This window comes from Rhabdobacter roseus, from assembly GCF_014202275.1.
Lineage (GTDB): Bacteria > Bacteroidota > Bacteroidia > Cytophagales > Spirosomataceae > Rhabdobacter > Rhabdobacter roseus.
Genome location: NZ_JACHGF010000003.1, coordinates 652,244 through 674,520 on the forward strand (window position 1 = coordinate 652,244; position 22,277 = coordinate 674,520).

At 57.9% G+C, this 22,277-nt stretch carries 22 protein-coding genes; 2 read left to right on the forward strand and 20 right to left on the reverse strand.

Annotation, left to right across the window (positions count from 1 at the left end):
- Position 1: 1 nt before the first annotated feature.
- From HNQ92_RS12550 to HNQ92_RS12605, 12 genes are all read right to left on the reverse strand, one after another.
- A complete protein-coding gene (locus tag HNQ92_RS12550) occupies positions 2–3,451 on the reverse strand; it encodes an SGNH/GDSL hydrolase family protein (RefSeq protein WP_184174358.1) in 3,450 nt (1,149 codons plus the stop codon).
- 9 nt (positions 3,452–3,460) lie between these two features.
- The gene (locus tag HNQ92_RS12555; RefSeq protein WP_184174359.1) at positions 3,461–3,994 is read right to left on the reverse strand and encodes a M15 family metallopeptidase; all 534 of its coding nucleotides are present in this window, start codon (positions 3,992–3,994) and stop codon (positions 3,461–3,463) included.
- Position 3,995: 1 nt separating this feature from the next.
- On the reverse strand, positions 3,996–4,337 hold the full coding sequence (locus tag HNQ92_RS12560; protein WP_184174360.1) for a coiled-coil domain-containing protein: 342 nt from the start codon (positions 4,335–4,337) through the stop codon (positions 3,996–3,998).
- Between the two features lie 70 nt (positions 4,338–4,407).
- Positions 4,408–4,845 (reverse strand): hypothetical protein, encoded by a 438-nt coding sequence (locus HNQ92_RS12565; protein ID WP_184174361.1) that lies wholly within the window; start codon positions 4,843–4,845, stop codon positions 4,408–4,410.
- A complete protein-coding gene (locus tag HNQ92_RS12570; RefSeq protein WP_184174362.1) occupies positions 4,845–6,278 on the reverse strand; it encodes a hypothetical protein in 1,434 nt (477 codons plus the stop codon). The genes HNQ92_RS12565 and HNQ92_RS12570 overlap by 1 nt, the downstream gene beginning before the upstream one ends.
- Positions 6,271–6,459, reverse strand: a complete 189-nt coding sequence (locus HNQ92_RS12575; protein WP_184174363.1) for a hypothetical protein — start codon at positions 6,457–6,459, stop codon at positions 6,271–6,273. The genes HNQ92_RS12570 and HNQ92_RS12575 overlap by 8 nt, the downstream gene beginning before the upstream one ends.
- An 18-nt stretch (positions 6,460–6,477) precedes the next feature.
- Entirely contained in the window at positions 6,478–10,650 is a 4,173-nt protein-coding gene (locus HNQ92_RS12580; protein ID WP_184174364.1) for a hypothetical protein, read from the reverse strand.
- A gap of 62 nt (positions 10,651–10,712) precedes the next feature.
- Positions 10,713–11,228: a hypothetical protein gene (locus HNQ92_RS12585; RefSeq protein WP_184174365.1), complete on the reverse strand. Its 516-nt coding sequence runs from the start codon at positions 11,226–11,228 to the stop codon at positions 10,713–10,715.
- Positions 11,228–12,064, reverse strand: coding sequence for a hypothetical protein (locus HNQ92_RS12590; RefSeq protein WP_184174366.1), 837 nt, complete (start codon positions 12,062–12,064; stop codon positions 11,228–11,230). The genes HNQ92_RS12585 and HNQ92_RS12590 overlap by 1 nt, the downstream gene beginning before the upstream one ends.
- Position 12,065: 1 nt before the next feature.
- Positions 12,066–13,031 carry a DUF6712 family protein gene (locus HNQ92_RS12595; protein ID WP_184174367.1) on the reverse strand — a complete coding sequence of 322 codons (966 nt, stop codon included), beginning with the start codon at positions 13,029–13,031 and terminating at the stop codon, positions 12,066–12,068.
- Positions 13,028–14,374: a hypothetical protein gene (locus tag HNQ92_RS12600; protein WP_184174368.1), complete on the reverse strand. Its 1,347-nt coding sequence runs from the start codon at positions 14,372–14,374 to the stop codon at positions 13,028–13,030. The genes HNQ92_RS12595 and HNQ92_RS12600 overlap by 4 nt, the downstream gene beginning before the upstream one ends.
- Positions 14,371–14,652 (reverse strand): hypothetical protein, encoded by a 282-nt coding sequence (locus tag HNQ92_RS12605; protein WP_184174369.1) that lies wholly within the window; start codon positions 14,650–14,652, stop codon positions 14,371–14,373. Before HNQ92_RS12605 ends, HNQ92_RS12600 begins: the two co-directional genes overlap by 4 nt.
- A 101-nt stretch (positions 14,653–14,753) precedes the next feature.
- Here HNQ92_RS12605 and HNQ92_RS12610 point away from each other — a divergent pair, with 101 nt between their 5' ends.
- Positions 14,754–15,179, forward strand: coding sequence for a hypothetical protein (locus HNQ92_RS12610; RefSeq protein WP_184174370.1), 426 nt, complete (start codon positions 14,754–14,756; stop codon positions 15,177–15,179).
- On the forward strand, positions 15,142–15,342 hold the full coding sequence (locus HNQ92_RS12615) for a hypothetical protein (protein ID WP_184174371.1): 201 nt from the start codon (positions 15,142–15,144) through the stop codon (positions 15,340–15,342). Before HNQ92_RS12610 ends, HNQ92_RS12615 begins: the two co-directional genes overlap by 38 nt.
- A 259-nt stretch (positions 15,343–15,601) precedes the next feature.
- Here HNQ92_RS12615 and HNQ92_RS12620 read toward each other — a convergent pair whose 3' ends face one another.
- From HNQ92_RS12620 to HNQ92_RS12655, 8 genes are all read right to left on the reverse strand, one after another.
- Positions 15,602–17,338: a hypothetical protein gene (locus HNQ92_RS12620; RefSeq protein ID WP_184174372.1), complete on the reverse strand. Its 1,737-nt coding sequence runs from the start codon at positions 17,336–17,338 to the stop codon at positions 15,602–15,604.
- Positions 17,331–17,909 carry a hypothetical protein gene (locus HNQ92_RS12625; RefSeq protein WP_184174373.1) on the reverse strand — a complete coding sequence of 193 codons (579 nt, stop codon included), beginning with the start codon at positions 17,907–17,909 and terminating at the stop codon, positions 17,331–17,333. The genes HNQ92_RS12620 and HNQ92_RS12625 overlap by 8 nt, the downstream gene beginning before the upstream one ends.
- Positions 17,887–18,492, reverse strand: a complete 606-nt coding sequence (locus tag HNQ92_RS12630) for a hypothetical protein (protein ID WP_184174374.1) — start codon at positions 18,490–18,492, stop codon at positions 17,887–17,889. The genes HNQ92_RS12625 and HNQ92_RS12630 overlap by 23 nt, the downstream gene beginning before the upstream one ends.
- Before the next feature lie 83 nt (positions 18,493–18,575).
- A complete protein-coding gene (locus HNQ92_RS12635; RefSeq protein WP_184174375.1) occupies positions 18,576–18,767 on the reverse strand; it encodes a hypothetical protein in 192 nt (63 codons plus the stop codon).
- Position 18,768: 1 nt separating this feature from the next.
- The gene (locus tag HNQ92_RS12640) at positions 18,769–19,317 is read right to left on the reverse strand and encodes a hypothetical protein (protein ID WP_184174376.1); all 549 of its coding nucleotides are present in this window, start codon (positions 19,315–19,317) and stop codon (positions 18,769–18,771) included.
- Positions 19,318–19,363: 46 nt separating this feature from the next.
- On the reverse strand, positions 19,364–19,702 hold the full coding sequence (locus HNQ92_RS12645; RefSeq protein WP_184174377.1) for a hypothetical protein: 339 nt from the start codon (positions 19,700–19,702) through the stop codon (positions 19,364–19,366).
- A 59-nt stretch (positions 19,703–19,761) separates the two neighbouring features.
- The gene (locus HNQ92_RS12650) at positions 19,762–20,853 is read right to left on the reverse strand and encodes a hypothetical protein (RefSeq protein WP_184174378.1); all 1,092 of its coding nucleotides are present in this window, start codon (positions 20,851–20,853) and stop codon (positions 19,762–19,764) included.
- Between the two features lie 61 nt (positions 20,854–20,914).
- Positions 20,915–22,237, reverse strand: coding sequence for a S49 family peptidase (locus HNQ92_RS12655; RefSeq protein ID WP_184174379.1), 1,323 nt, complete (start codon positions 22,235–22,237; stop codon positions 20,915–20,917).
- Between the last annotated feature and the right edge of the window lie 40 nt (positions 22,238–22,277).

The following is a 22,277-nucleotide window of genomic DNA, read 5'->3' on the forward strand; positions in this document are numbered from 1 at the left end:
ACTATTCAATTTTCAAGCTCACATCCGCCAGCTCATAATCAGCATCATCGCGCATTATGGAAAAGGTGAAGGTCGTATCCCCGGCCGCCAAATCGAACTCAAAAACCGCCTCCGTCCAGTGCAACCCAATCAGCTCCCGGAAGGTGGCATTGTTGGTGCCCTTCACGATATGCAGCCTCACGTTGGCGTTGTCGTAGGTGTCCAGCGTAATGGGCGCACTACCCGGAAAAGGTTGGTTGTAGTCGAAGATCGGCGGGTTCCGGCGCGCAATCACCTTCAGCTGCGCCTTCCGTTTGTAGGCGGCGGCGGAGAAGGTAACCGTCTGCGAGGGGTAGTTGCCCGCGCTGACGGGCACCACCTGGGTAATCCCCGTGGGCCGGGCCCCGTCGGTCGGCACGAAGGGTGCCAGCGCCCCGGTCACGGTCCAGCCGGTGGTACCTGCGTTGAAATTGCGGGTAGTGAGCAGCTCCGACGTCCGCAGCTCCTGGGGCAGGGGTCGGGCGTAGTAGTCCTTGCCTTCCACGCCCGTAAACTCCAGGTAGGGAGCCGCTAAGTTGAACCCACCCACCTGGTGCAGCAGTACCGATACCTTGTCATACTCCAGGTAGTCCTGCAAATTGGTCAGGGTCACAAAGCCTGCCTGGTTGGCCACGGCGTCCCACTGGTTCAAGATCCGGTTGAACAGGTAGACCGTAGCGGTGGTGCTACCCACAAAGAGCCGCAGCTTCTTTGTAGTCGCCGCCGTGGCGTTGATCACGAACTCAAGCAGGGCGTAGTCCGGCATGGCTAGCGTGCTGCCCAGCATCAGGTCCAGGTACTCGCCCACGGTCTGGATGCGCCCGGTGGGCAACGCATACCAGGTCGGTAGGGCATCGTAGTAGTTCTGCTTGTCGGTGGCAATGGCCCGTTGGGTAACCAGGATCTCCTTGAACTTCCTGGCCCGCTCCACGGGGTCTGTGTACCGCAGATCAGCCACCGTGGCCACGGCCACCGCGTCACGCTTGCGGTATATCTTGATACCCCATTTGGGTCTGGGAAGGGATTTTAGGTAGGGCAACAAATTAGCCCAAAACAACGTGCAGGTGCGAGGGCCGGGGTGCGACCCTTCCCAGAACGGCGCGTAGTCACTCCCCCGCAGGTAGCGCGTTTTCTCGTAGACATCCGCAAAGATAGCCCCCTCCTGAGCCGCCACCTGGCTGAGCACGGCCTGCACCAGCGCGCCCCCGTTGGCCCCGTTGATGTTGTGGTACTCCGTACAAATCACCGGACGGTAGCCCAGGGCTTTCACGGCCGCCATTACCTTTTTCAGGTTCACCACGTAGTTGTTGAGCTGATCGGTGCTATTGATCACGCCCTTATTGTTATCGTTGGTGAAGCTGATCAGGAAGGCGTACCCGCCTCCCGTAAAGGATTTAATGCCCACACCTTTGTAGGTAGGATCGTTATTCTTAATCCGCGTCAGGATGAAATCATAATCATCGCCGGACTTGGCGTAGTTCTCCACGTTCCAGTCCGAGTACATCGACAGCACGGCCAGGTAGCTTTTGCCCACCAGGGTGGAGTAGCTCTCCGAGTAGGAGTCCCCGATCACCAGTACCCGCTCCACGTCCATCAGACCGATCCGCCGCCCGGCGTCGGGTAGCGTAGCCTGCGGCTGCGACAGCTCAAAGGTTTTGATTTTTGTTAGAATGTTTCTTTCCGGATAGAACGGTACGTAATCGGTAGCCGCGTTGCCCGCTTCGAACTGGAAGCTATCCAGATTCAGGGCGCTGATCGAGATCCGCACAAAAGCTACCCCGGCCGGAATGGTAACCGCCTTGGTCCAGGCATCATAACCTCCCGCCACGAATACCTTACTGGCATTGTAGAAGGCTATGTGGCGCATACCATCGCCTAACCCCGAAGAGCCTGCTTGTACGATAGCTCCTTTCCCGTAGTAGCTGCCTGGGGCTACGGGAAGGTAATCTGAATAAGCATATTGGGCATTGGATGTTACAGTTCCGGTGCCCCCGTGAATAAAAAAACCAATAGTCGCGGCGCTCTGATCGAAAAGATTCTTCGAAGCCGGAACTGTCTCATGGATTAGGTCGCCATCACCCAGCTTGGCGCTCCAGGCTGTCTTTTCTGCGTCGGTCACCAGGCGGTGAGTCGTGTCCTGCTTCACAGCTTCCGCAGGCACCAAGGTACTTCCCAGCGTTTTCTGGCTGTAGGGTACGTAGCTGCTGGCCGCATTGCCCGCCTCGAACTGGAAGGTATCCGCATTGCCAACCGTGATCGAAATGCGCACAAAGGCTACCCCTTCGGGCACCATAACCGTCTTGGTCCAGGCATCGTAGCCCCCCGAAACGAACACCTTGCTGGCGTTGTAGAAGGCCACGTGGCGCATCCCATCGCCCACGCCAGTAGCGCCAGGGTGGAAAATGACACCCTTACCGTAGTAGTTGCCGGGCGTGACGGGAATGTAATCCGAATAGGCGTACGAAGCCCCGGCCGTCACCACGCCGGTACCTCCGTGGATAAAATTCCCGCTGGCCGACAGCGTAGCCTGGTTGAACAGGTTCTTGGAGGCCAGGAAGCGCTCTTCCAGGGAGGCAATTTTTCCAGACGAGTCATCGCTGGCGGGGGTGTGAACCCACTTGGTTCCGTTCCAGGTGAATTCGTCGCCGACCTTGGCAGCAATGCTACCGCCGGTGATGGTCGTCGTGCCCGGTACCGAAACCTTATAGAAATCACCCGCGGCCTTGGTAATGGTGCTTAGGTTCGGCGTATTGGTGCCCGCGTTGTACTCATCCTTGAAAACGCGCGCCTGGGTACTTACCGCCAGTGCCTGCTGGTAGATAGCCAGCGTTTCGCTCTTTGCCTGCTGAGTCGCCACCTTATCACCTGCCACCACTTCCTTATCCTGCGAAACCTGGACAGCCAGGGTATTCGCCTCCGTAATCTTCTGCTCTACCAGGACTTTCGCGTCCAGGGCCTGCTGGGCGTAGGTACCGGCCTGAGCGGCCGCGGCCGTGGAGCCCAGCGTGCCCAGGTCTACGATGCCAAGCGTGGCAATGAGCTCCTGGCTGGCGGTCACGAAATTGAGCGTAATATCCTGGGGGTCTATCATCCCGAAAGTCCCGCCCTTGGATACGTACCAGCTCAAAGTACCCCGGCAAAGAGTCCGCTCCACGCCCCCGGCTAGGATCTGCACCAGGGTGAGTTGATACTCACCGGCAGAGAGGGTACTTTTGTCTGGCCCCGTAAGGGCAAAAACCACGCGGGAGTTGGTGATCACGCCGGTTTTTTCCAGCGCTTGCACGCCGGAGGCCCGAAACCGCAGCTTGTATACGTTGCCCGCAATGTTGTCGGCCTGGCCGTCCCGAAAAAAATTATACGCCACCTGGCAGTCGTCGGACTTGATCCGCTCAAAATTGGCTTCAGGTAGCTTAGGGGTACTCGTAAGTGCCATAGTAGGAGGTTAGATTTCGAAGTGAGGGCTGTCGATGAAGCGTTCGTCTTTCGTATTCCAGTTGCGGTTCCAATCCGCTCCCCAGGTTATTTTGGGGTCGAATTCGCGCAGGATCTTAGCGACCTGTAGGAAGAGCCGCGGCGTCCAGTCCAGGTCGCGCTTAGTGCCTTTTTTCACGAAAGCCACGTCGATGGCCTCGCTAGGCGTGCGCTCGTGCTTGGAGCGGCCGGGGGGGGAGTTTGTTACCTTACGCCAGGCTTCTTCCGCATCAATAGGAGCTAGTCCCGCTTTATCCCGGAGCTCATTAATTACGCTCAGGCTTTCGCGCCCCTGGGCGTAGTACGCCCGTTGCTCGATCGCCGAGCGGTATACCTGGCTCAGGAAGGGTACCGGGTCGTCCGGGTGCCGTTGGGCCCATACCCGTAGAAGATGCTCCCAAGCCAGCTGAAGGCGCTTGTGCGCCCGGCGGATGTCGCGGTTGGAGAGTAGCACCGGCGCGGCCGGAGCCTGCACCGGATCCAGAAAAATATCCTGTATATTCATGTTAGGTGGTTGCTTTTTGGGGGATTGGTTTACGCTTCGTCGATTCGTACTTTTCCAAGCGGGAAGAGAGTTCAGTCACTTCCTCCTGTAGTTGCTGGTTGTGCGTTTCCAGCTCCTTGATCCGGCGCTCGTATTTGTTCTCGAGTGCCTCGATACGGGCGTTCTGGCGCTCGATGTGCGCGTTCTGGGCTTCAATGGTTTTTTCCCAGAATGCTACGTCGTGGTTGCGGTTATCGCGCATCCGCTTACCTCGCTCCGAGATCCAACCCACCAGGCCGGTAATCGTGCCGCCAAGCCCGAAAATTCTATCCCAGTTGTCAATAAGGAAATCAAGGAAGGTCATTGCAGAAATAATTAGGGCGGCAAGTTGCCGCCCCGTGCTCAGATTGTGAAGGAAAGTTGCCAGTGCCAGGCTAGCGCTTCCGGATGAGCAGCGCCCAGACCACGATCAGGAAGCCCACCCCCAGCAGCAGTAGGAAAAGGGCGAACAGCGCCAGCGCGATCTGGATCAGGGTACTGTAGTCTTTCTCCACCGCCCGCTCCACCGTGGCCACCGTTTTCTCTTCCTGCTTCGCCTGGCTGCGCTCACCCTGGTCCCGGATCACTTCCCGGATCAGCACCGGCTGGCCAGGTACTTTCGTTTCCAGCACGTGGATCTGCGGGGGGTGGTAGATGGGGCTGTCCAGCCGCACCGGGTACGGCTGGTACTCCCGGATGATTTCCCGGTTCCATTTTTCGGCGCTCTGCTCACTGCGGACGGCCGTGCTGTCGGCCTGGCTCAGCGAGCGCTGGATGGATCGGCAGGAGCTCAGCGCCGTGCAGATCAGAAGTAGGATTAGAAGCTGTTTCATTACAAGTTAATTAAGACCATATGTGCTCCACACCCGCAGACTGTTCCCGTGTAAGTAATACCGTTATTGGTAGGGTGCCGAAACTCAATTGTTTTGGGCGTGTTACCGTTCCGCACATTGAATACCAGGACGCTCATCAGGTTGTCCTTGATACGTGCTCTCACCGTCCAGGTGCCATCGTAGTAGGCATTCAGGATGTCGCTACCGTCAGCCTGCTTATTCACCCAGGTACCGTTGTTAATCCGGTAGTCACAGTAGTAATCTGTACCACCTACTGTTTGTCCGCCCGTTTCAACCCAGGCCCTCAGGCCGAAGTGGGGTACATCGGCCGCATAGGAAGGCATGATGTAGTTGGGGCTGCCCGAGTAGTACGGATAGGGTGCGGTTGACGTTCCGTTGCCCGGATACCAACGATCCTTGCCAGGGGCCCACTCGGAGATGTCCCCTATTCGCTTTTTGTCATCGCTGCTGCTAGCCCAAAAACCCCACTGAATCGAAATCACGCCATACTCATGGGCCAGGATGGGAATGAGCATTTGGATCGCAGGGTCAAGCGGACATTTGTCGCTACGCTCGAAGCGGCCTTCCGGCGTGTAGACGTTATGGGCATAACCAGGCAACCATTCGTGTACGTCGAACCAGAAAAGCCCCGCAAATTTCCCGAGCCGCTCGGCCATGTGCATCTGGTGAATAGCCCCGTAGATATAACTGGCCACGGGATCGACACCACGAAGATTGATGTACAGGTCCATGACGATCAGGTTCGTAAGCCCAAGCGAGTTACCTGGCTTGTACACCGTATTGGGCATATTGGCCGGGTCGGTGGAATAGAGCGCTTTTTTGTTCGCTCTCGCCCCCAAGGTAATGTTGTAGGCATTGTCGTTGGCATTGCCCCAGCGCGCAAAGTAGTTGTGTGCCACCAGGTGCTGCCTGCCCGTCTGTAGCTTTCTGGCGTCATATCGCGGCATAAGGGTACTATAAAAGCCCGTCCACATCGACGACGTCTCGGGTACGTAGTCTTCGCCCTCCATCGTTTCCCCGACCCACACGTCGTGGCGAATGGAGATACTGGATCCTCGGTCGGCGGCTTGCTGGTAACTAGGGATACCATTGGGCCACCAGGGGCCATCTGTCACATTGGGATTCGCCTCGGGAAACAACTCCCGTATCCGGGGTACATCGTTGTACTCGTTGTCGGGGTTAGCGGCGCGGAACGCCGCCCGTTCGTTCTCGGGCATCCATCGTTCAGCCCAGTGTGTCACGCCCTTTTGCAGGATGTGCGCCACCGACCACTTGCTTAGGTTCGGCGTCATGATGTGCGCGTGCCCGGCAGGTAGCGTAATATTGGGGCTTATGTCGGCCCACTCCGAAACTTGCGTTTGTGGCGCATTCCAGTCGGGCGGAACAAGCTCTACGAAAGATATACTAGGCATCCTGCTGATGATTTAAGGGTTTTTCGATCAAAAGCCCTCGCCCCGGCCGCAGATGATACTTCTGGTTGAGCTCAGCGCTTTTCGCCATAAGCGCCTCCATGGATAGCTTGGCATCCAACTCGACTACTTCCAAGAGCTCGTTTCTGAACGAGTCCCAAAACAGATACGTGATCATTTTCATGCTGGTGGTTACTGGTGGTTAATTGAAAAAGAATACAGATACTCCGCCTACGTCGGCATAGTTGAAAAACTGGAAGTTGACCGGCCCGGAGCCCTCGGTACCGTCGCCGATACCTGACGCCCCGATGTTCACACCCATTTTCATCACGCTGCCCGGATTGTTGCTGTTCCAGGGGTAGTTAATAAGCCTGCTTTGTTGCTTCACGAACTCGTTGCCAATCCGGTACCACCACTCCTTTCCGCCCTGCGGCTGTGAGGTGTTATTGTCCGTTAGCAACCACGCGCCCGGAGCACCGGTAATAGTAAGGTCAAGTACATCGGGGCGGCCTTGCGAGGCTACCCGCGGCTGAATACTCACGAACGAAAAGTCGGCCTGCTTGGTAGTGACCAATGTAGCTCCCTGATACGCCCTGAAGGTTACGCGCCAGCGGGTTGAGCTCCGATCTACGCTCCGGGGAGCATTGGGGCCATTGAGGATGGTCCGGTTATTTAATTCGCCCCCTAAGAACGAGGTGAAAAATCCGTATTCTCCTTGTACCGTTCCGGGGTATTGGTACGTGGTGGATTGGATGCTAATCATGCAAGGCTCCCACTGCCCATTCAGAAATTCTTCTAATTGCACCGTAGCCAGGTTGGCCGTGATGGCCCCGAAGTCGCAAAATACATCCCAATCGACGGGCAAGGGGTAGGCCCCGCCCGACGTGGGTACGCTGGGTACTTTCACGATAGCATTGGCCCCGAATCCGGACGTAATGTAGATGCCACTTTGCGGAGCCGCCGCCACCGTGAACGAAGCAGACGATACAATGGACGTACAGCTCTTGCCCTTAACGTCCAGGATATAATTGCCTGGCTGGATCGTGCCGAAGCTCAGCCCCACACCACCGCCCTGGGTAGGCACCAGCTCGGTACCCTCCCGGATGATGTTATTCCCCTGCTTGATGGCCCAGTCGATCCGGGTAGCACTGCTGGGGCTAAGCGTGAAGCCCAGGCCTGTGGCGTTGGCGTAATCAATGCTCTGGATCACCGGCCGTATTCCGCAGGCCTGCACCTGGTCCGTTTTGAGCGAAAAGGAGATCGAGGGTTGAGCCACGACGTCGCCCGTTTTGAAGGCTTTCGGCTCGAATACATATTCGCCAGGCAGGCGGCCGTTGGAGTGGTTACCCGGACCAAATACCCAGTGCGTATCGCCGAAGGTATTCTCCGGTCCCCACTGGTCTATTCCATTGGGTCCGGTAAGCTTGGAGCTCACCTGGTCGAAGGTACCTCCCGACAACTTCATCTGGATATTGAACTTCGGGAGCCAGTCGAATTCCGCTCCGTTGGAAATGGGCCCCTTATCAACGGGCGTACTACCCGACATATCGAAGAGCCGGGCCGTAATGTTGACGGCGTTGTCCGTCAGGGTGAATGCAATGGAAGGCTGAGCCACCACCTGGTCGTCTACGTAGGCGCGGGGCTGAATTATGTAGGCACCCTGGGGCTGGCTGTTGGAGTGCCCGCCCGGTCCGAAAATCCAGTGCTGAGAGCTCCCTACCATGGCACCACCAGGTACGGCGTTTTCGCCATTGGGAATACCCCACTGAAAGGTATCTTCCGGCCCCTCGATGGCCTGCCCAACCTTGTTGTGCTGGCCCGTGACCTTGAAGAGAATGTTGAATTTGGGTAGCCACTTCAGGCTTATCCCGGCCGTGATGTTACCCACGAAAACCGGGCTGCCGGTGGCCATGTCGTAGAGCTCCGCCGCGATCGTCACTTCCGGGCTGACCGGCTTATCGGTGACGTCGACGCTGAAAATAACGTGCTGCTCGAGGCCGTCCTGGTCCGTTACGAGCAAGATGAGCTCAGTCGGCCCGGTTTCGGTTGGTGTGCCGGTAATGGTTGCCTGAAGCGCCTCAAAAGCCGCTTCAGCCCAGGCGGGCCCCTTGATCAATGCCTTGATATACATTTCTTCGTTCGTATGATGCGAAATCTGCTGATTGGCCAGGTTGATGATTCGGGAGAAGGGCTGTCCGGTCGTGAAAAAGAGGGTTGGCTGGTCAGGGAAGCGGGGGGGGCGCAAGTCTTCGCCTCCCAGCTCCACCCAAGGGCTGTCTTCGCCCGCCTCGTTAATGGTGCGGGCGTACACGCCGCCGCCTTCGGCCTGCACCAGGTCAGCACCCATCCGGCCCCCGGCCGCACCGCCCAGGGTACGCTGGAGTACCACGCGCCCTTCGATGGGCCAACCCTGCTCTAGGGTGCCGTTGGGCGAAAAGTAGAAGCCCGAAGGTACCTGGTAGTCCAGGGGCATGTTGCTCAGGTTCTTGGCGAAGTTGGCGGAGCTCATCCACTCCGGCAGCTCGTCGGCCTTGAAGACCTGGAGTTCGTTCCCGATCAGAGGGATCACGTCCCCGGCCAGGCTACCCAGGGTGCCATTGCCGCGCAGGTACTGCCCCAGCGAGCCCGCGGGTAGCTTCTCCTGCTTCTTTTTCAGCTCTTCGAATATGGCTCCCGAGCGCACGATATTAGGGCTGCCCTCGGTAGGTTCGCTATCGAACTGAGGGGAACCGTCCTCGTTGAAACCCTGCTGCGGCGGTACCTGGATCAGGATCGGGTCGCCGGTGACGCCCTGAAAGCCCGGAGGCGGCAGGTACTCTTCGGCCTCCGTGGCGTCGCGGTCTTCCGACCAGGTATCGTCTTCGTACTGGTAGGTGTATTCAAAGAGCGCCGCGAAGTAGTTGTCGCCGTCCTGGCCTTCCTTCACGCTGCTGTTCACCAGGCTGATGGGCAGCGCTTTTCCGGCCGTGAGCCGGTACTTGTAGCGCGCCTGGTAGAAGTCCCGGAAGGCGATTATTTCGCGCCGGGTACGGTAGCCGGTGGCGGCGTCGAACCGTTGCCGGCCGGAGATATTCCAGTCGCTGTAGGTACCGTCGGTCAGGAGGTAATCCGGGCTCAGGAAGCGTACGGCGGTACGCTTGGTCAGCTGGAGCTCTGAGCTCTGCTTGCCCCAGGTCGTCACCACGTCCATGGCTCCCAGGGAGTTCAGGAAGGCAAAGTACCGGCGGTACGGCCGGTACGACACGTCCAGCAGGAAGGCATACTTGCGGCTCACCGCCGTAGCGCCACTGAAAAACTGTACCGTGTACTGCTTCACGTTTTGCGTCGTCAGCAGCGTATGCAGGCTCAGCTGCGCGAAGCCCACCGCGGCCGTTACCTTGCCGTAGCGCGGGCATTCGCCGTGCGAAAGTACCTTCACCTCGGTTTCGCCGGAGCCTACTACCTGCGCCCGGATGCGTACGCTCAGCGCGTCGATGTCGTCCCGTACGTTCAGGAAGGTCAGGTACTGGGGTTCATCCGGGAACACCGTCCGGGTTTCGGGCCCATAGCGGAGCGCGAAGTCTTTATCGGGCTGGCCACCGCTTACTTTTTCCAGTACCGTGGCGGCCGCGCCGTCTTTGTAGGGCGTGCCGCCCAGGGTGACGTGCTTGGGCTGCGCGCTCTGGATCTTGCCGATCTGGAAGGGATCACCCCAGGCTTCGGCGTAGCGGATGTAGTACCGGCGGATTGATTTCGTGTTGGTCTGGGTACTCATGCCCGCCCAGACCGGCAGATCCGGAGCCAGCTGCGGATGCAGCAGCTCCGACAGGTTCCACTGCGCCCCGCCCGACTCGTCGGTGTCCAGGGCTTCCGACAGGATCTGCTCGAAGCCGCTCCCGTCTACCTTCTCCATCCAGCATTCTACGTGGATCCGGAAGTTCGTCCGCACCACTTTTTCTATGCCCTGGCGCATGGTTACCAGGTGCGCGCCGGGGGGATCCTGCAACAGGAACTCGTACGCCCGGCCTACCTGGCGCGCCCCAAAACGGATGTAGTTGTAGATGCCAATGGCCTGGTAGCTCACTTCGAAATCCCGCGACAGGTAGTAGTTTTCCGCGAAATACTCCACGATCGACTGCACGTAAGCCGCCGAGCCATCCCCGGCCGGAAACTCAAAGCCCTGGTTGGTGACGGTAGTCACGGCCTGCATCCGCACCTCCAGGCCATTCCAGCGGAGCGCGATCACGGTACCGGCCACCAGCGGCCCCTGTACCATCACGTTGTTGATGGCCGTTTGGCCCGGATTCACCACCCGGGCGTCCGATTGCAACTCGTACAGGATCTTATTCAGGGAAAAGCTTAGTTCGTCCGGTTCGCGGACAATCGTAATGGCCATACTACCTTTCAGGTTAATGGATCGAAGGTAGGTGCATCACCAGGCGAAAGGAAGGAAAGTTGCTAGGCGAAATCGCCCATCCCAAACGAAATATCGTCCGGTACCAGCCACTCAAATTCGACGCACCAGCCCGTAAATTCATTCAAAATCAGCGGCGCGGGGTACTGCTTAATATTGCCCAGCTGGATGGCGTTCGCCAGCAGCAGGGTACTTTCTTCGTTGTACATGGCCCGGCTGTCGCGCTTCATCCGGTTGACGAGCTTGCGGGCTATCGTCTTGGTTTTGTGGCGCACGTCCCGGACTGACAGTGCGTTGGCAGACTGCACCTTGTCCAGCACCGTGAAGCCGCCCACCAGGCTAACCTTTTGCCCGGTACCGGAGCCGTCGGTATCGAGCTCTTCTACCTCGAGTACCAGCGCCGGTACCCGCAAATTGGAGCGCAGGGCGGCGTTTAGCTCGCTCAGGCTGCCCAGCTCATGGTTCACCCAAAAGCGCGGCTTGGCCTCGGTATGGCCCAGGTCCGCCAGTTTTTCGGCCAGCCCGCGGAAGTAGGTTTCGTATAGGTTTCCGGAGTACATTACTTGCGGTATTTTTCTTCCAGTTCCTTATTCTGCCGGATCCGGTTATCCAGCATTTTCAGCACCACGTACAGGTTTTCGTGTTCCAGCGCCCGGAAGCGGTTCGGGTCCTCGTTGGCCATCGACAGCGCCGCATCCAGCCAGGGCGTCGCGTTCGGCGCTTCCGGTACCGCCAGGTCGTCCGGCTTTTTTTTCTGGAATACGTGCGGAAAGACCTGCATCAGGTGCGGGATCATGCCCTGGTAGTTCCAGGCAATAGTCTCGCACAGCGCGCGGTACTCCGGCTTCCGGAAGCGCACGGCATCCGGCTCTACCCGCGACTCGTCGAAGGGCCTGCGGGCATCCTGACGGCTGTACGGCCAGATCGATTTCCCCGGCCGGTAGAGCAGCGCGCAGAGCTTCGCCAGGTCACGCTTCAGGTAGGTTTCGGCCAGCATGAATTCGCCAAACGTCAGGTTGGCCAGCTGGTGGGCCGGTGCCCATTGCACCCGCTTATCCACCGTGATTCGTTGCAGGATCCAGAAGCTGGGCGGCGCTTCGGTATACACCCAGTTGCAGGTATTCAGCAGCTCTTCGCCAAGCAGGGTCAGCGTGGCGGGCTCGCCATCTTCGGCCTGGTACCGGTGGCGTTTTTTTTCGTCGAAAAAAATCGAAATCACATCGCCTGGGATCCCGTACAGCAGGCACGGAATGGCCAGGCGGTAATGCGCCTGCTGCTGCCCGGCGCTCAGCAACCCTCGCAGGGGCAGGAGCATCTTTTCGGGTACTTCCGCGTAGCAGGATGGCCCCCTAAAAACGCGCTCTTTTTCGCCAATAAGTAGCTTAATTTCTCTCATCTTAGAACATCGTTAAGCCGCCAATGGATAGAAAATCCGGCTCGAAGCGCCCGCCGCCTGGGTTGTTGATTTCGGCCAGCAGGGTACTTACTTCGTCCCAGTAGAAGTCTGCCCGGGCCTGGGCTTCGGCCGCGGCCGCCAGGCGGTCCTTTTCCGAAGGTACCTTGTAGAACTTCGTGTTGTTGGTCCCCGAAATGGTGGTGCCATACACCCGCAGGCCACCGGCGTCCAGCTGGATCGCCTGCTGGAGCCGGATCACGTTCGCCACCGCCTGGAATACGACTGCCTTGCAGGCTACCCGGCGCAGGTCGTCGTATTCGTCGGCCAGGTTAGCCGCAGCCTTGATGGTAGCGTACTTGTCGCGGCCAATGAGGGGCTTCAGCCGGTCATCTTCCACGTTCAGCAGCTCCGGCAGCAGCGAGTTAAACGTCATGCGGCTACCGCCAATCGGGTAGATGTCCGACAGCTGCCCCGCCTTCCGCACCAGGCCGCGCAGCGAGCGCGTGTACTGCTCCGAGTTGGCGAATTCCGGGAAAGCCGTCAGCTGCGGCGCAGCTTCCAGCCAGGTAAGCAGGCGCTCCAGGGCGTCGAAGCCTTTCTGGATAAGCGACTCCACCAGGCGCAGGACCTGGTGATCATAAGCCGCCGTCAGGTTCTCGCTTTTCCCGATCGTGCTAATGCCCGAGTCCGTCACCTTCACTTCACCCTCCGGCACGTACATGGCCAGGCCAAAGCGCGCCACCACCAGGCGCATCCGCTGGAACAGTACCTGCTCCGGCTCCGACATTTCGGTATTAGCCGCCTGGTACTTGGTCAGGATCCGGTCGTAGAGCTCCTCACTCAGGTACGGGATCAGGATCGACTCCGCGGCTTCCAGCAGCGAGGGCTTTAGGTTTTCGAAGGTTACGTTCACGCCTACCGGCACGAATTCGCGCAGCTCCTCGGTCGAGCAGAAAAGTATTTTCATTGGGCAGTTTGTTTGGCACCGTAGCCGGTGTCGGTGGTCGTTAGAATAGAGTCTCGAGTCAGTATTTTGAGGCCGGGGTAGCGCTGCTCCCAGCCGTTGTAGCGGGCTATCCAGGCCAGGGGCTCCAGGAGGAACTTCCGGATGGGCTGGAGACGGAATTTTTCAATCAGGTAGGCTTCGCGCTTGTCAGATCCACCGCTACGAGCGCCCATTTTCTCGCCCCCGGCAAAGCCGAAAACGGTCGGATCCGCGCCCAGGGCGTAGGCTATCTGGGCGTTACCTTCCAGCACGTCGGCCAGGTACTTGCCGTCCTTGGTGAGGTCGTTAAGGGGCGTGATCGTTACCAGGTTGCGGTATCCCTTAATGCCCTGCATGTCGTAGATTTTTTCGGTGATGATGGAGCTCCCGGCCTTCTCAATATCCGTGAGTGCCTTTAGCATCCCGTCCAGCCATTTTTTCTTAAGGCTGAGCTGCTCCTCCGGGCTGGCTTCATCCCAGGCGGCTTCCCCGAAGTACTGTGGCCAGTACTCGTTGTCGATCTCGAAGTGGTACTTGAGCGACATCCCATTTTTCATGAAGTACTTCTTAAGGCTCGGTACAGATTGCACAATGTCCAGCCAGCCTGATAAAATAATTGCGACATGAAAAGGTAATTGGTAGAAGACTTTCCCGGCCGTAGGGATGTTGATCGGGTAGATGTAGTTGGTTTTCGTGTCGGCCCGTACCTGGTCAATCGAGCCCCAAGCGTAGGGATCGATGGCCGGTAGTGTAATCGTCGTATCCGGGCTGTTATTGGGCCAATCCGCGGAGATCAGCACCTTTTCGCACTTGCCTTTTTTCTGCTTGCTCCACCGGCAAAAAGCCGCCTCCTGATGCACGAAACCGACTATTTTGGTCCGGTCCTCGTTGGGGATGAGTTCGACCCAGGCGTTGAAAAACCACAGCAGGTCGTTGGCCAGCTCGTACAGCGCGCGGTTTACCTGAAAATCGTCCAGGAAAGCCGTGATCTCGGGGTCATCAACCCACTCGAATACGTCGTTCCCGCGCTCATCGACGCCCACGCGGCGCATGGCCACCAGCCCCCCGCCAATCAGCTCCGAAGTACGATCCCCCAGCAGCCGCGGGATCAGCGTATTTTTCGAGTACTGGTCGATGATCTGCTGCGGGAAGTCGTTCCCTTCTCCCCAAAACTCCACTTCGTCCGTCGAGCCGTAGGTCGTATTCTCGGTGCGGGGCATGGTCGGGTTCGCCGCCGGTCGCCCGCTGGTGAACATCACACCATGCGCCGCAGAATGCGCCACGAGCAGGCTATTACTATCAACGAGGTATTCAATCTGGCTCATGAAACAGGATGATCATTGAAGAAAAGGATATTGTCGAAGTGCACCGGCTGTACATCATGGGTGCCGAAGGGTACCAGGTTGATCACGCGCTGTGCCACACTTCCGGAGCGCTTCCCGCCCTGGCTGAGCGTGGCTTTCATGACCCGGTACTGGCCACCGGTACGCCGCCGCCGGTCGGCCGTCAGGAAGCCCACCACAAACGGCACGCCCTCGCCGGAGGCCTTCGTCTCCCTCATGGCTTCCAGCATGTCTTTGGCTTTGATGTACGGCTTATTCATGGGTGCAAGCTACACCCAGCGGCAAGCGAAGGAAAGGAAAGTTGCAAGGCTGGCCAGGTACCTTCTTTTTTCGTAGATTTGGGAGAACTCAAATTTTTGGAATGTTTGAATCACAAAACCAAAAGCTTCTGATGGCCCCCCGAAAACAATCTCCAAGCTCGCTCAATCCCGAATCAGCCCAGGTGACAGAAAATGACGCAACGGGCAGCGAAACCGATTTTATGAATTTCTGGGAACGCTTTTTCGAGCAAATTCCAGCCGTTTCGCCATCCGACTCGCGCATCTTACCCGCTCTTGGTCCGGTTGATTATGGACCCGTTAATCGCTGGGGTCAAATGGCATGGAAGCCAATGGACCAACGTAAGTACCTAATCGAAGGCGCTCAGCGCGCCCTGGGCCAAAAGGCATGGAAGCCAATGGACCAACCTGCCCAGTCAGGAGGCCTTCAAATTGATTATATAACATTTGATGAGTGTAAGGAATTTTTTAATGACGACACAGGAAGCCTTCCGTCAGCTGGTGAATAACCCCTATCTCTGGAAAAAAACCAGCCTAACCAGCGCCAGCCGCCGCAGCTACAAGCACCGCCTGGACAAAGACGAGTGGCCCAGCCTGGACAAGATGGAAAAGCTCCTGGAGAGCGCTGGATCCTTCACCGTGGTACAAGAAAAAAAGTGGGCGCTGAAGTGAAAAATTGCAGCGTTACAGATTTGCAACGCATAAACTGCCCTTTTTACACTACTAGCACAACTCAACTTACTTACTCGCAGCCATTTGGCCCCCGGCAAATTTCCAAAAAAGGTACTTTGTCTCTCTCGACACCCCACCGTGCACTGTCGCCAACTGCAATTGCAGTAGGGGCCTGGGGGGCGATATATGATTGAGCTAATACAAAAATTGCACTATCCCAGGTCTGAGATAGTGCAATAGGTAAGAGGCCTGTGCCTGGCTACGATGACGTTACTACTGCCACCCCACTGAGCTTGCGCACCTGGTTGGTAGTCACGCCCCAGAGCAGGGTGTCAGCTGCATCCGAGTAGTGCGTGGTGGTACGTTGGTCGAGCTCCGGATTGCGTTCATCTGCTTTGTTCTTCTCGTACTCACCGTTCTTGGTTCCGGCTTTCACCTTGGCACCACGCATACTCTCCAGCAGGTAGTTGCAATTGTTGCGATTGAATCGAACCGCCCGTATCTTCGCATGTTTGCCCTGGAGCAGATCGCCCCACATCTCGTACCGGCTCTTCGGTGCTGGGGTCCTGCCCAGGTAGATCTTCTTCACCTTCCAGCCCCGCTTAGATACCAAGGCGATCCACTCATCGGCATAGTTGAACTCCGAGATGGCATTGCCCTGGAGCGCCGTATGGTCGTAGTAGTAATACACGATGTTGTTCGTGCGCCGGTGGGGTTCGTAGTAATCACACCAACGTTTGGCCAGGTCTTTGAGGCGCTGGGGTTGCAGCACGTCCATCCCGCTGATCACGTCGAAGCGCTGGAAGCCCTTCAGCTGGCCAGTGGCCACGTTGTTGATGTGCGCTCCGTAGTCCAGGGCCGTATGCAGGGGTAGCCCCGGATCCAGATCCGCGTCCTTCCGGCAATCGTCGGCCGTCGTGCCAAACTCCAGCTTATCCAAGTGGCCATAATCGTAGGCATCGTACAGGTGCCGGTCGTTCAGGTGCGGATAGAAGTCTTCTTCCCCCGCACCCGGGCGCATGTTCAGGATGGCCGTCCGGTAGATGAACTTCGGCAGGCGCTCCTTCATGGCCAGGATGTTCTTGCGCCCAAAGCCTTCCACGTTCTCCCAGGTACTGGCTTCGGAGAAGTAGGTCGTGTTGGCCCGGATCTCATCCCAGTACTTCTGGTACTGCCGGATCTGGTTAAAGATCGCCGCTTTCTTCCGCCCCTCGTACACCAGGTACTTTTGCCAGAGCTTGAAGATCTCGACCTGGATGCCCTTCAGCAGCTCCACGCGCTCCGGCTTCATCTTATCTTCCATTTCCAGGATCCACATGGCGCTCTTCCAGGTCGGCATGTCCGTACAGAATAGCATCGAGTGAAATTCCGGAATACCGCCGAAATACTGATCATCGCCCCGGTTGGTCATCAGCAGCTCATTGTCCAGCGCTTTCTTGTCCAGAAATTTCGCTTCGTCCCCGGCGATCCAGTGTACCGTTTTCCCGTTGGCGGAGCCCGGCCGGTCCTGGCTCACCAGGCTGGCCACGGCTCCGTTCCGGAAAAAGATACAGTGCTCCGGCGTCAAGGGTCCCACGATCGGCTGGGGTACGTTCAGGCTTTTGGGCGGTGTCTTCCGGATCCAGAAGTCCCGGTCGCGCTTCCAGCCCATGGCTTCCCAGCCCTTCACCACCGGCGGCAGGGTACGTTCCAGCAATTGCAGGTAGGTCGCGCCCACAAAGCAGCCGTGCCCCTGCGGCATCACTTCCACGTTCCGCTTCGTCCTGGGCGAAATCAAGCCTTCCGACTTGCCGGTACCGCGGCCCCAAACGGCGTACTCCACGTTGGCCCCTACCATCATGCTCCGCAGCTGGGGCTTGTTGTAGTGCATGTGGGTCACCTGCACGTCGGCCGGTAGATCTTCCGGATTCCAGTTCAGGTTGGCCATGGCCAGCGCGGCCTCCCGGTCGTTCAGCAGCAACTCATCCAGGTCCAACGAGGCAACTACGTTACTCATCTTTCACGTCCTCCCAGGCGTCAAATTGGTCCTCAAACAGCTTCTCCTGCTCCCGCTTGTCCTTCGCAATCATCGACTCGATCTTCTTGTCCAGATCCGGGATCTCCACCGCGCCCACCAGCGTCGGGTTGTAGTTGATCACGTTAATATTGACCATACTAACACCATTGTCGCCTGGGTCTTCAGGCAGCATTGAAATGAGGTTCTTGTGCTCTCTTTGGACCGTTTTCTCGTCGCCAATTGCCCGGCAGGTATTAATGTTCTCCTTGATGGAGTGCAATAGCAGCGCCCGCTCAAATCTCCAGTCTATCGGGTTGGCGTATACGTACAGCTGCTTGCACAGGTCCACTTCCTTGCGGGCCATCATGGCCGTGATCCCGTATTTTTTTGCAACTCGCCTTGCCAACTCCGCTTCCGACTCGAACTTGAAATCCTTCGAAAAGTAAAGCTGGCTGATGTGCTCGATGCGCTCCATCTTTTCCTTCAGGCGCGGCTCCAGGCTGTCCAGGGCGTTTTCGTTCGCCGCCTTCACCAGCACGTCCAGATCCCTATCGCGTTTCGCTAGTATCATTTTCTGTCAATTTCTTGATTAGTGCCTCTTTCTCGAATAGCTCAGCCTGCCAGAGCCGTATTTTTTCCGGCGTTCCGCCCCGGCTGGGCGTCAGGTAGGTACGCAGGGTATTCCGGCGCTTCACCAGGTCGGCCACGCTCTGCACGGCCGCTTCGGAGGTTTCGGGCAGGTACCCATGCGTTTCCCAGAACTTCACCCGGCCGTACACGTCATCCAGCTCCTGGCGCAGGCCGTAGGCCAGCCGGTGCGCCATTTCCTTCAGCTCGTCGCCCTGGGTAGTACCCTGGCTGATCAGCGTGCGCGCGCGCTCCTTCAGGGCGCTGCGCTCATCCATCAGTGCAGCGCCGCGGGCCTTCAGTGTCCGGATCTCGTCGGTTTCTTCCACCACCGGTTTGGCCGCTTCCCGCTCCCGGGCTTCGTCCAGGATCCTGGCCAGCTCCTCGGTAAGCTTGCGCTTGTTGTAGCCGTCGCTGGAGCCCGCAAAGAGCCGTTTTAGCACGGCGTTGCTGCCGTGCGCCTGGTAGAGCTCCACGCCGGTCCAGTACACCGGCTCGGCCAGCCAGGCTTCTATTTCCTGTATCATGTGCGTGCGTGGGGTACAAGAAAGGCCAGGTGCAACGCTCCCGGCCTTTCTTGTACAAACCCATTCTTTAACCTATGAAAAAACTACCCATTATTCCATCGTATGTAAGGACAAATGTCCTTGCGCGCCCTGAGCCAGGCTTCCAGCTCTGGCGTGATCCGGGCCAGGTCTACCTCGCGCCCATCGATCACCACCGGCATCCGGTCGGATTTCCTAAGCCCCACGATCTCGTAGGGCTTAGGCGTTGGCTCGGCGGCTTTCTTTTTCTTGGCCATGTTACTCTTCGGCGGCTGGAGTCAGCGGGATTGCCGCGTCGTACAGCAGTTTGAAGGGCATGTACGCCTGGATGTTCACGCCGTAGCCCGATCCGTCGCCGGTCACGGTTTCCGAGTCGTGTAGGGCGTGCATCGTAGCCGGAAAATCCTCCAAACCTACCTGCGCCAGCTTCCCGTCGGCGCGCTTCGCCAGGATGATGAACCGGTCGCCCTGGGCTTCGTTGGCAAAGTAGTTTTGCTCCGGCGAGTCACCTGGCATATAGCTGGTAGCGTTCACGTTGAAGCCAGTGGCGTCCCGGCCGCCCAGTTTTTCGTACTTGAGTTGCCCCTTCTCAATGCTCACGTACATTTTGTGAAACATCTTCCCGACCTTCATCACGTGGGGCGTCTTGATCACGTACTTGTCTACAGCGTTGGCTGGGTTGGCTTCCGGAGTCCCGAAGGTCTCGATGTCGTTTACCGACGCGAAGTACAGTACCTGCGCCAGGCCGGGCATTAGGTTGGGCCCCGTCCCGAAAGGGGGCTGCATAATACCTGCGTATTCGCTCATGTGTGTATAGCGTTAAGTGTTAATGACTAATTTTCCCTGGCAGGGCCTACTTCGATTTCTTCAGCAGTACGCCCGATCCCCGCTTCACCAGCTCAGCGGCCAGCTTGTCGTCCTTCACCACGTCCAGCGCGGTGTACTGGTTACCTTTGTACCGGAAGGTCGGGATCACCACCTCGTAGGTATCCTTGCCTACCTTCACCGTAGGTACTCCGGAGGCCGTCAGGATCTCGTCGGCCGCTTTGGCCAGCTCTGCCTTCAGCTCCTGGATGATGGCTTCGCTCGTGCTGATCTCTTCGTCCGCTTTCAGCACCTGCTGCACCAGCTCCTCTTTCGAGAGCTTCTCCAGCTCTTCCTTCGTCAGGAATCTATTCGTTTCTTTTGACATGATTTTGTAGCAATAGCGCCCCCGATCCGTGGCCGGCCGGGGGCTAGTGGGAACAATGATTAAGCGACGTCGTTCACGCCCATGTACCGCAGATCCTGGATCTGGTAGCAGGTGATCACCTTCATGATCGTCTTCGTGTGTTGAAGGCCCTCAATGAAGCGAGAGAAGGGGTTCGCACCAGGTAGCTGGTTGGTACCCATCACCAGGTTTTTGTCGATCGTCCAGATCACCCGCCCGCTTCCGTGCAGCCAGCTCACCGGCTTGATCTTACCCCGGCCGTGCGAGTCGATGATCTCGTTTTTGTAGCGATCGATATCCGCTTCGGTGTAGAAGCCCCCCGCATTTTTCAACGAGCGAAGCTTGGCCACGCGCAGGTCGTACTTGGCGTGCGACATCAGGAACGTCACCCCACCCGGTGCATTTTTCACCAGCTCCGGAATGTCTGCCCACATTTCGCCGTCGATCTGGTCGAGTGAATCGGCTTGCGTGATCGCCCCTGTGCTGGATACGTTCGTCAGCTTGTTAGCCGTGATTTCTTCCGCGATCAGGGTACCTAAGCCCTTGGCCAGGCACTTGGCGTTGATGTTCTTCCACTTGCCAGGGTGGCTGATCGGCGTCTCACCCGCCTGGGTAGTAGCCGTGGCCTCGAAGTACTCTTTGCCCTCGCTGGTGGTGTAGCGTACCTTGTTGCCCGCGGTGTATACCGTAGCCGGGTTGAAGGCCGCTACCCCAGCCGCGCTGATGCCCATGTAGGCGTTGTTGTTGATCTCGGCGGCTACTTTCTTGCCGTGCTCGGCCCAGAAGTAGGCCGCGAAGCTGGCGGGCAGGTCTACCGCTTTTTCGCTCAGCACTTCGCTGATGAACGTGTCCCGAAGCTCTTCGGGGTAGATCTTCAGCAGCTTCATCGCGATCTCGGGTTCGAGTTTTCGCGAGTTGAAGGTACCGTTCCCCTTGTTGGTGTCTTCCACCGTGTAGTCCAGAGGGCGCATCCCTTCGGCGGCGTCGAAGCCCCACAGGTTGCGGGGAGCCGTTACGTTGCGCATCAGGTACAGGTCGTTCGCAATGTCGAGCCCGTTCATGATCTCCCGGATGATCTTCTGGTAGTACATACCGGCGTACCCGGCAATGGCTTGAATGTCTGTAAGTGCCATTATTAATTAGAAAAAAAGTGTGTGTTAATAGTTAAAACCGCCTATTCAGGGGTACTTCCGGCTACTTGGTTTTCAGGCCAGCTATCAGCTCGTCCGTCTCACTGGTAAAGTCCGTTACACCCGCCGGTACTTCCACCGGAGCCGGTACCGTTTCCTGGGCCACCACCGGCGCGGTAGGCGCAGCGGCGGGCTTGTCTTTCAGCCGGGCCGTCAGGTTGGCGTTTTCCTGGCGCAGGGTAGCCAGCTCAGTAGCGTTGGCTTCCAGGGCTGCCAGGCGGGCTTCCAGCGTTTCGGCTGGGGTTTCGGCGGTTGCCGCAGGCGCAGGGGTTCCAGTAGCAGCTTCCGGCGTAGTCGCTTCGGCTTCTACTTCGGGTGACTCTTCTTGATAGCTAGTCAAGAAGCTCATTAAGGCCTTTCTAAGAGACATATCTGTTTCTTCGTTTTGATTGGAAAGTTGAGTTGTGTTACTAATGGTACTTTTGCCTTTCGGCATTTTTTCGAGAGAGAGGAGGGCTTCATTCAGGGGGCCTATGCCGTCGATCAGGCCCAGCTTAAGCGCCTGCACGGCGCTATAAGTAGCGCCTTTGAAGGGGTCCCCGGCCGACAGATTCAGTCGGTCACCCCGGTACTTTTTTACGCTGGTGATTAATTCTCCAGCCGCCTGGTCCAGCATGTCCTCGTACAGCGAGGTATCGTTGTTGGTCCGCAGGCGGCGGTAGGCCAAGTTCTTTTCGGAGCTCAGGCGGCTGTAGATTTCCCACACCTTCGCGCTGGACTCCTGGATCCGGGCACCGTAGTCGCTCAGGGTGATCATCGCCCCGATGCTCCCCACCAGGTCCACCGGCGTGTTTACGTGGATCTGATCGGCCGCGCTGGCAATGAGGTATGCCGCGGATGCCGCCATTCCGGCGTCGACGTACGCAAGAGTAGGCTTCTGCATACGGGCAATCCGCTCGGCCAGCATGAAGCTGGCGTTAGCCTGGCCACCGGGGGAGTCGATGAGTAGCGCCACCTGGCTGACGTTGGGCGCGCTATCAGCTGCTTCCACCCAGCGCAGGTACGTCTCGACGCCATGGTTGCATATACCGTCGTACTTGGTAATGGCTCCACGAATCGGTACGACAGCGGTACTACCGGCAGGTACGCCTCCGAACAGTCCGGTTCCAGATCCGCCCGCTCCCACGGTAGCCAGATCAACAGCAGCAAGCTGCTCGTCCAAAAAATAACATACAGGTTTCTCATACTCCTGAGCGTTGGTTTTAGGTTTTTCAAGCTTACCCTCCAGCAGTTCCATCACCCAGGGAAACATCATTTCGGCATAGGCCGCATCCACGAACCAGGGTTCGAGGAGCAACGACGTCAACAATTGATAATTCCTGAGCATAAAAAAAGGCGAGTGCTTAATGTCGGCTACAACATTACGC

Bases quoted from the DNA above. Each gene is read 5' to 3' on its own strand.
- HNQ92_RS12650 (WP_184174378.1), bottom strand. From the start codon at position 20,853: ATGGCACTTACAGACATTCAAGCCATTGCCGGGTACGCCGGTATGTAC.
- HNQ92_RS12635 (WP_184174375.1), bottom strand. From the start codon at position 18,767: ATGGCCAAGAAAAAGAAAGCCGCCGAGCCAACGCCTAAGCCCTACGAG.
- HNQ92_RS12625 (WP_184174373.1), bottom strand. From the start codon at position 17,909: ATGATACTAGCGAAACGCGATAGGGATCTGGACGTGCTGGTGAAGGCG.
- HNQ92_RS12575 (WP_184174363.1), bottom strand. From the start codon at position 6,459: ATGAAAATGATCACGTATCTGTTTTGGGACTCGTTCAGAAACGAGCTC.
- HNQ92_RS12640 (WP_184174376.1), bottom strand. From the start codon at position 19,317: ATGAGCGAATACGCAGGTATTATGCAGCCCCCTTTCGGGACGGGGCCC.
- HNQ92_RS12570 (WP_184174362.1), bottom strand. From the start codon at position 6,278: ATGCCTAGTATATCTTTCGTAGAGCTTGTTCCGCCCGACTGGAATGCG.
- HNQ92_RS12585 (WP_184174365.1), bottom strand. From the start codon at position 11,228: ATGTACTCCGGAAACCTATACGAAACCTACTTCCGCGGGCTGGCCGAA.
- HNQ92_RS12595 (WP_184174367.1), bottom strand. From the start codon at position 13,031: ATGAAAATACTTTTCTGCTCGACCGAGGAGCTGCGCGAATTCGTGCCG.
- HNQ92_RS12615 (WP_184174371.1), top strand. From the start codon at position 15,142: ATGACGACACAGGAAGCCTTCCGTCAGCTGGTGAATAACCCCTATCTC.
- HNQ92_RS12610 (WP_184174370.1), top strand. From the start codon at position 14,754: ATGTTTGAATCACAAAACCAAAAGCTTCTGATGGCCCCCCGAAAACAA.
- HNQ92_RS12620 (WP_184174372.1), bottom strand. From the start codon at position 17,338: ATGAGTAACGTAGTTGCCTCGTTGGACCTGGATGAGTTGCTGCTGAAC.
- HNQ92_RS12560 (WP_184174360.1), bottom strand. From the start codon at position 4,337: ATGACCTTCCTTGATTTCCTTATTGACAACTGGGATAGAATTTTCGGG.
- HNQ92_RS12655 (WP_184174379.1), bottom strand. From the start codon at position 22,237: ATGCTCAGGAATTATCAATTGTTGACGTCGTTGCTCCTCGAACCCTGG.
- HNQ92_RS12605 (WP_184174369.1), bottom strand. From the start codon at position 14,652: ATGAATAAGCCGTACATCAAAGCCAAAGACATGCTGGAAGCCATGAGG.
- HNQ92_RS12555 (WP_184174359.1), bottom strand. From the start codon at position 3,994: ATGAATATACAGGATATTTTTCTGGATCCGGTGCAGGCTCCGGCCGCG.
- HNQ92_RS12630 (WP_184174374.1), bottom strand. From the start codon at position 18,492: ATGATACAGGAAATAGAAGCCTGGCTGGCCGAGCCGGTGTACTGGACC.
- HNQ92_RS12590 (WP_184174366.1), bottom strand. From the start codon at position 12,064: ATGAGAGAAATTAAGCTACTTATTGGCGAAAAAGAGCGCGTTTTTAGG.
- HNQ92_RS12580 (WP_184174364.1), bottom strand. From the start codon at position 10,650: ATGGCCATTACGATTGTCCGCGAACCGGACGAACTAAGCTTTTCCCTG.
- HNQ92_RS12645 (WP_184174377.1), bottom strand. From the start codon at position 19,702: ATGTCAAAAGAAACGAATAGATTCCTGACGAAGGAAGAGCTGGAGAAG.
- HNQ92_RS12565 (WP_184174361.1), bottom strand. From the start codon at position 4,845: ATGAAACAGCTTCTAATCCTACTTCTGATCTGCACGGCGCTGAGCTCC.
- HNQ92_RS12550 (WP_184174358.1), bottom strand. From the start codon at position 3,451: ATGGCACTTACGAGTACCCCTAAGCTACCTGAAGCCAATTTTGAGCGG.
- HNQ92_RS12600 (WP_184174368.1), bottom strand. From the start codon at position 14,374: ATGAGCCAGATTGAATACCTCGTTGATAGTAATAGCCTGCTCGTGGCG.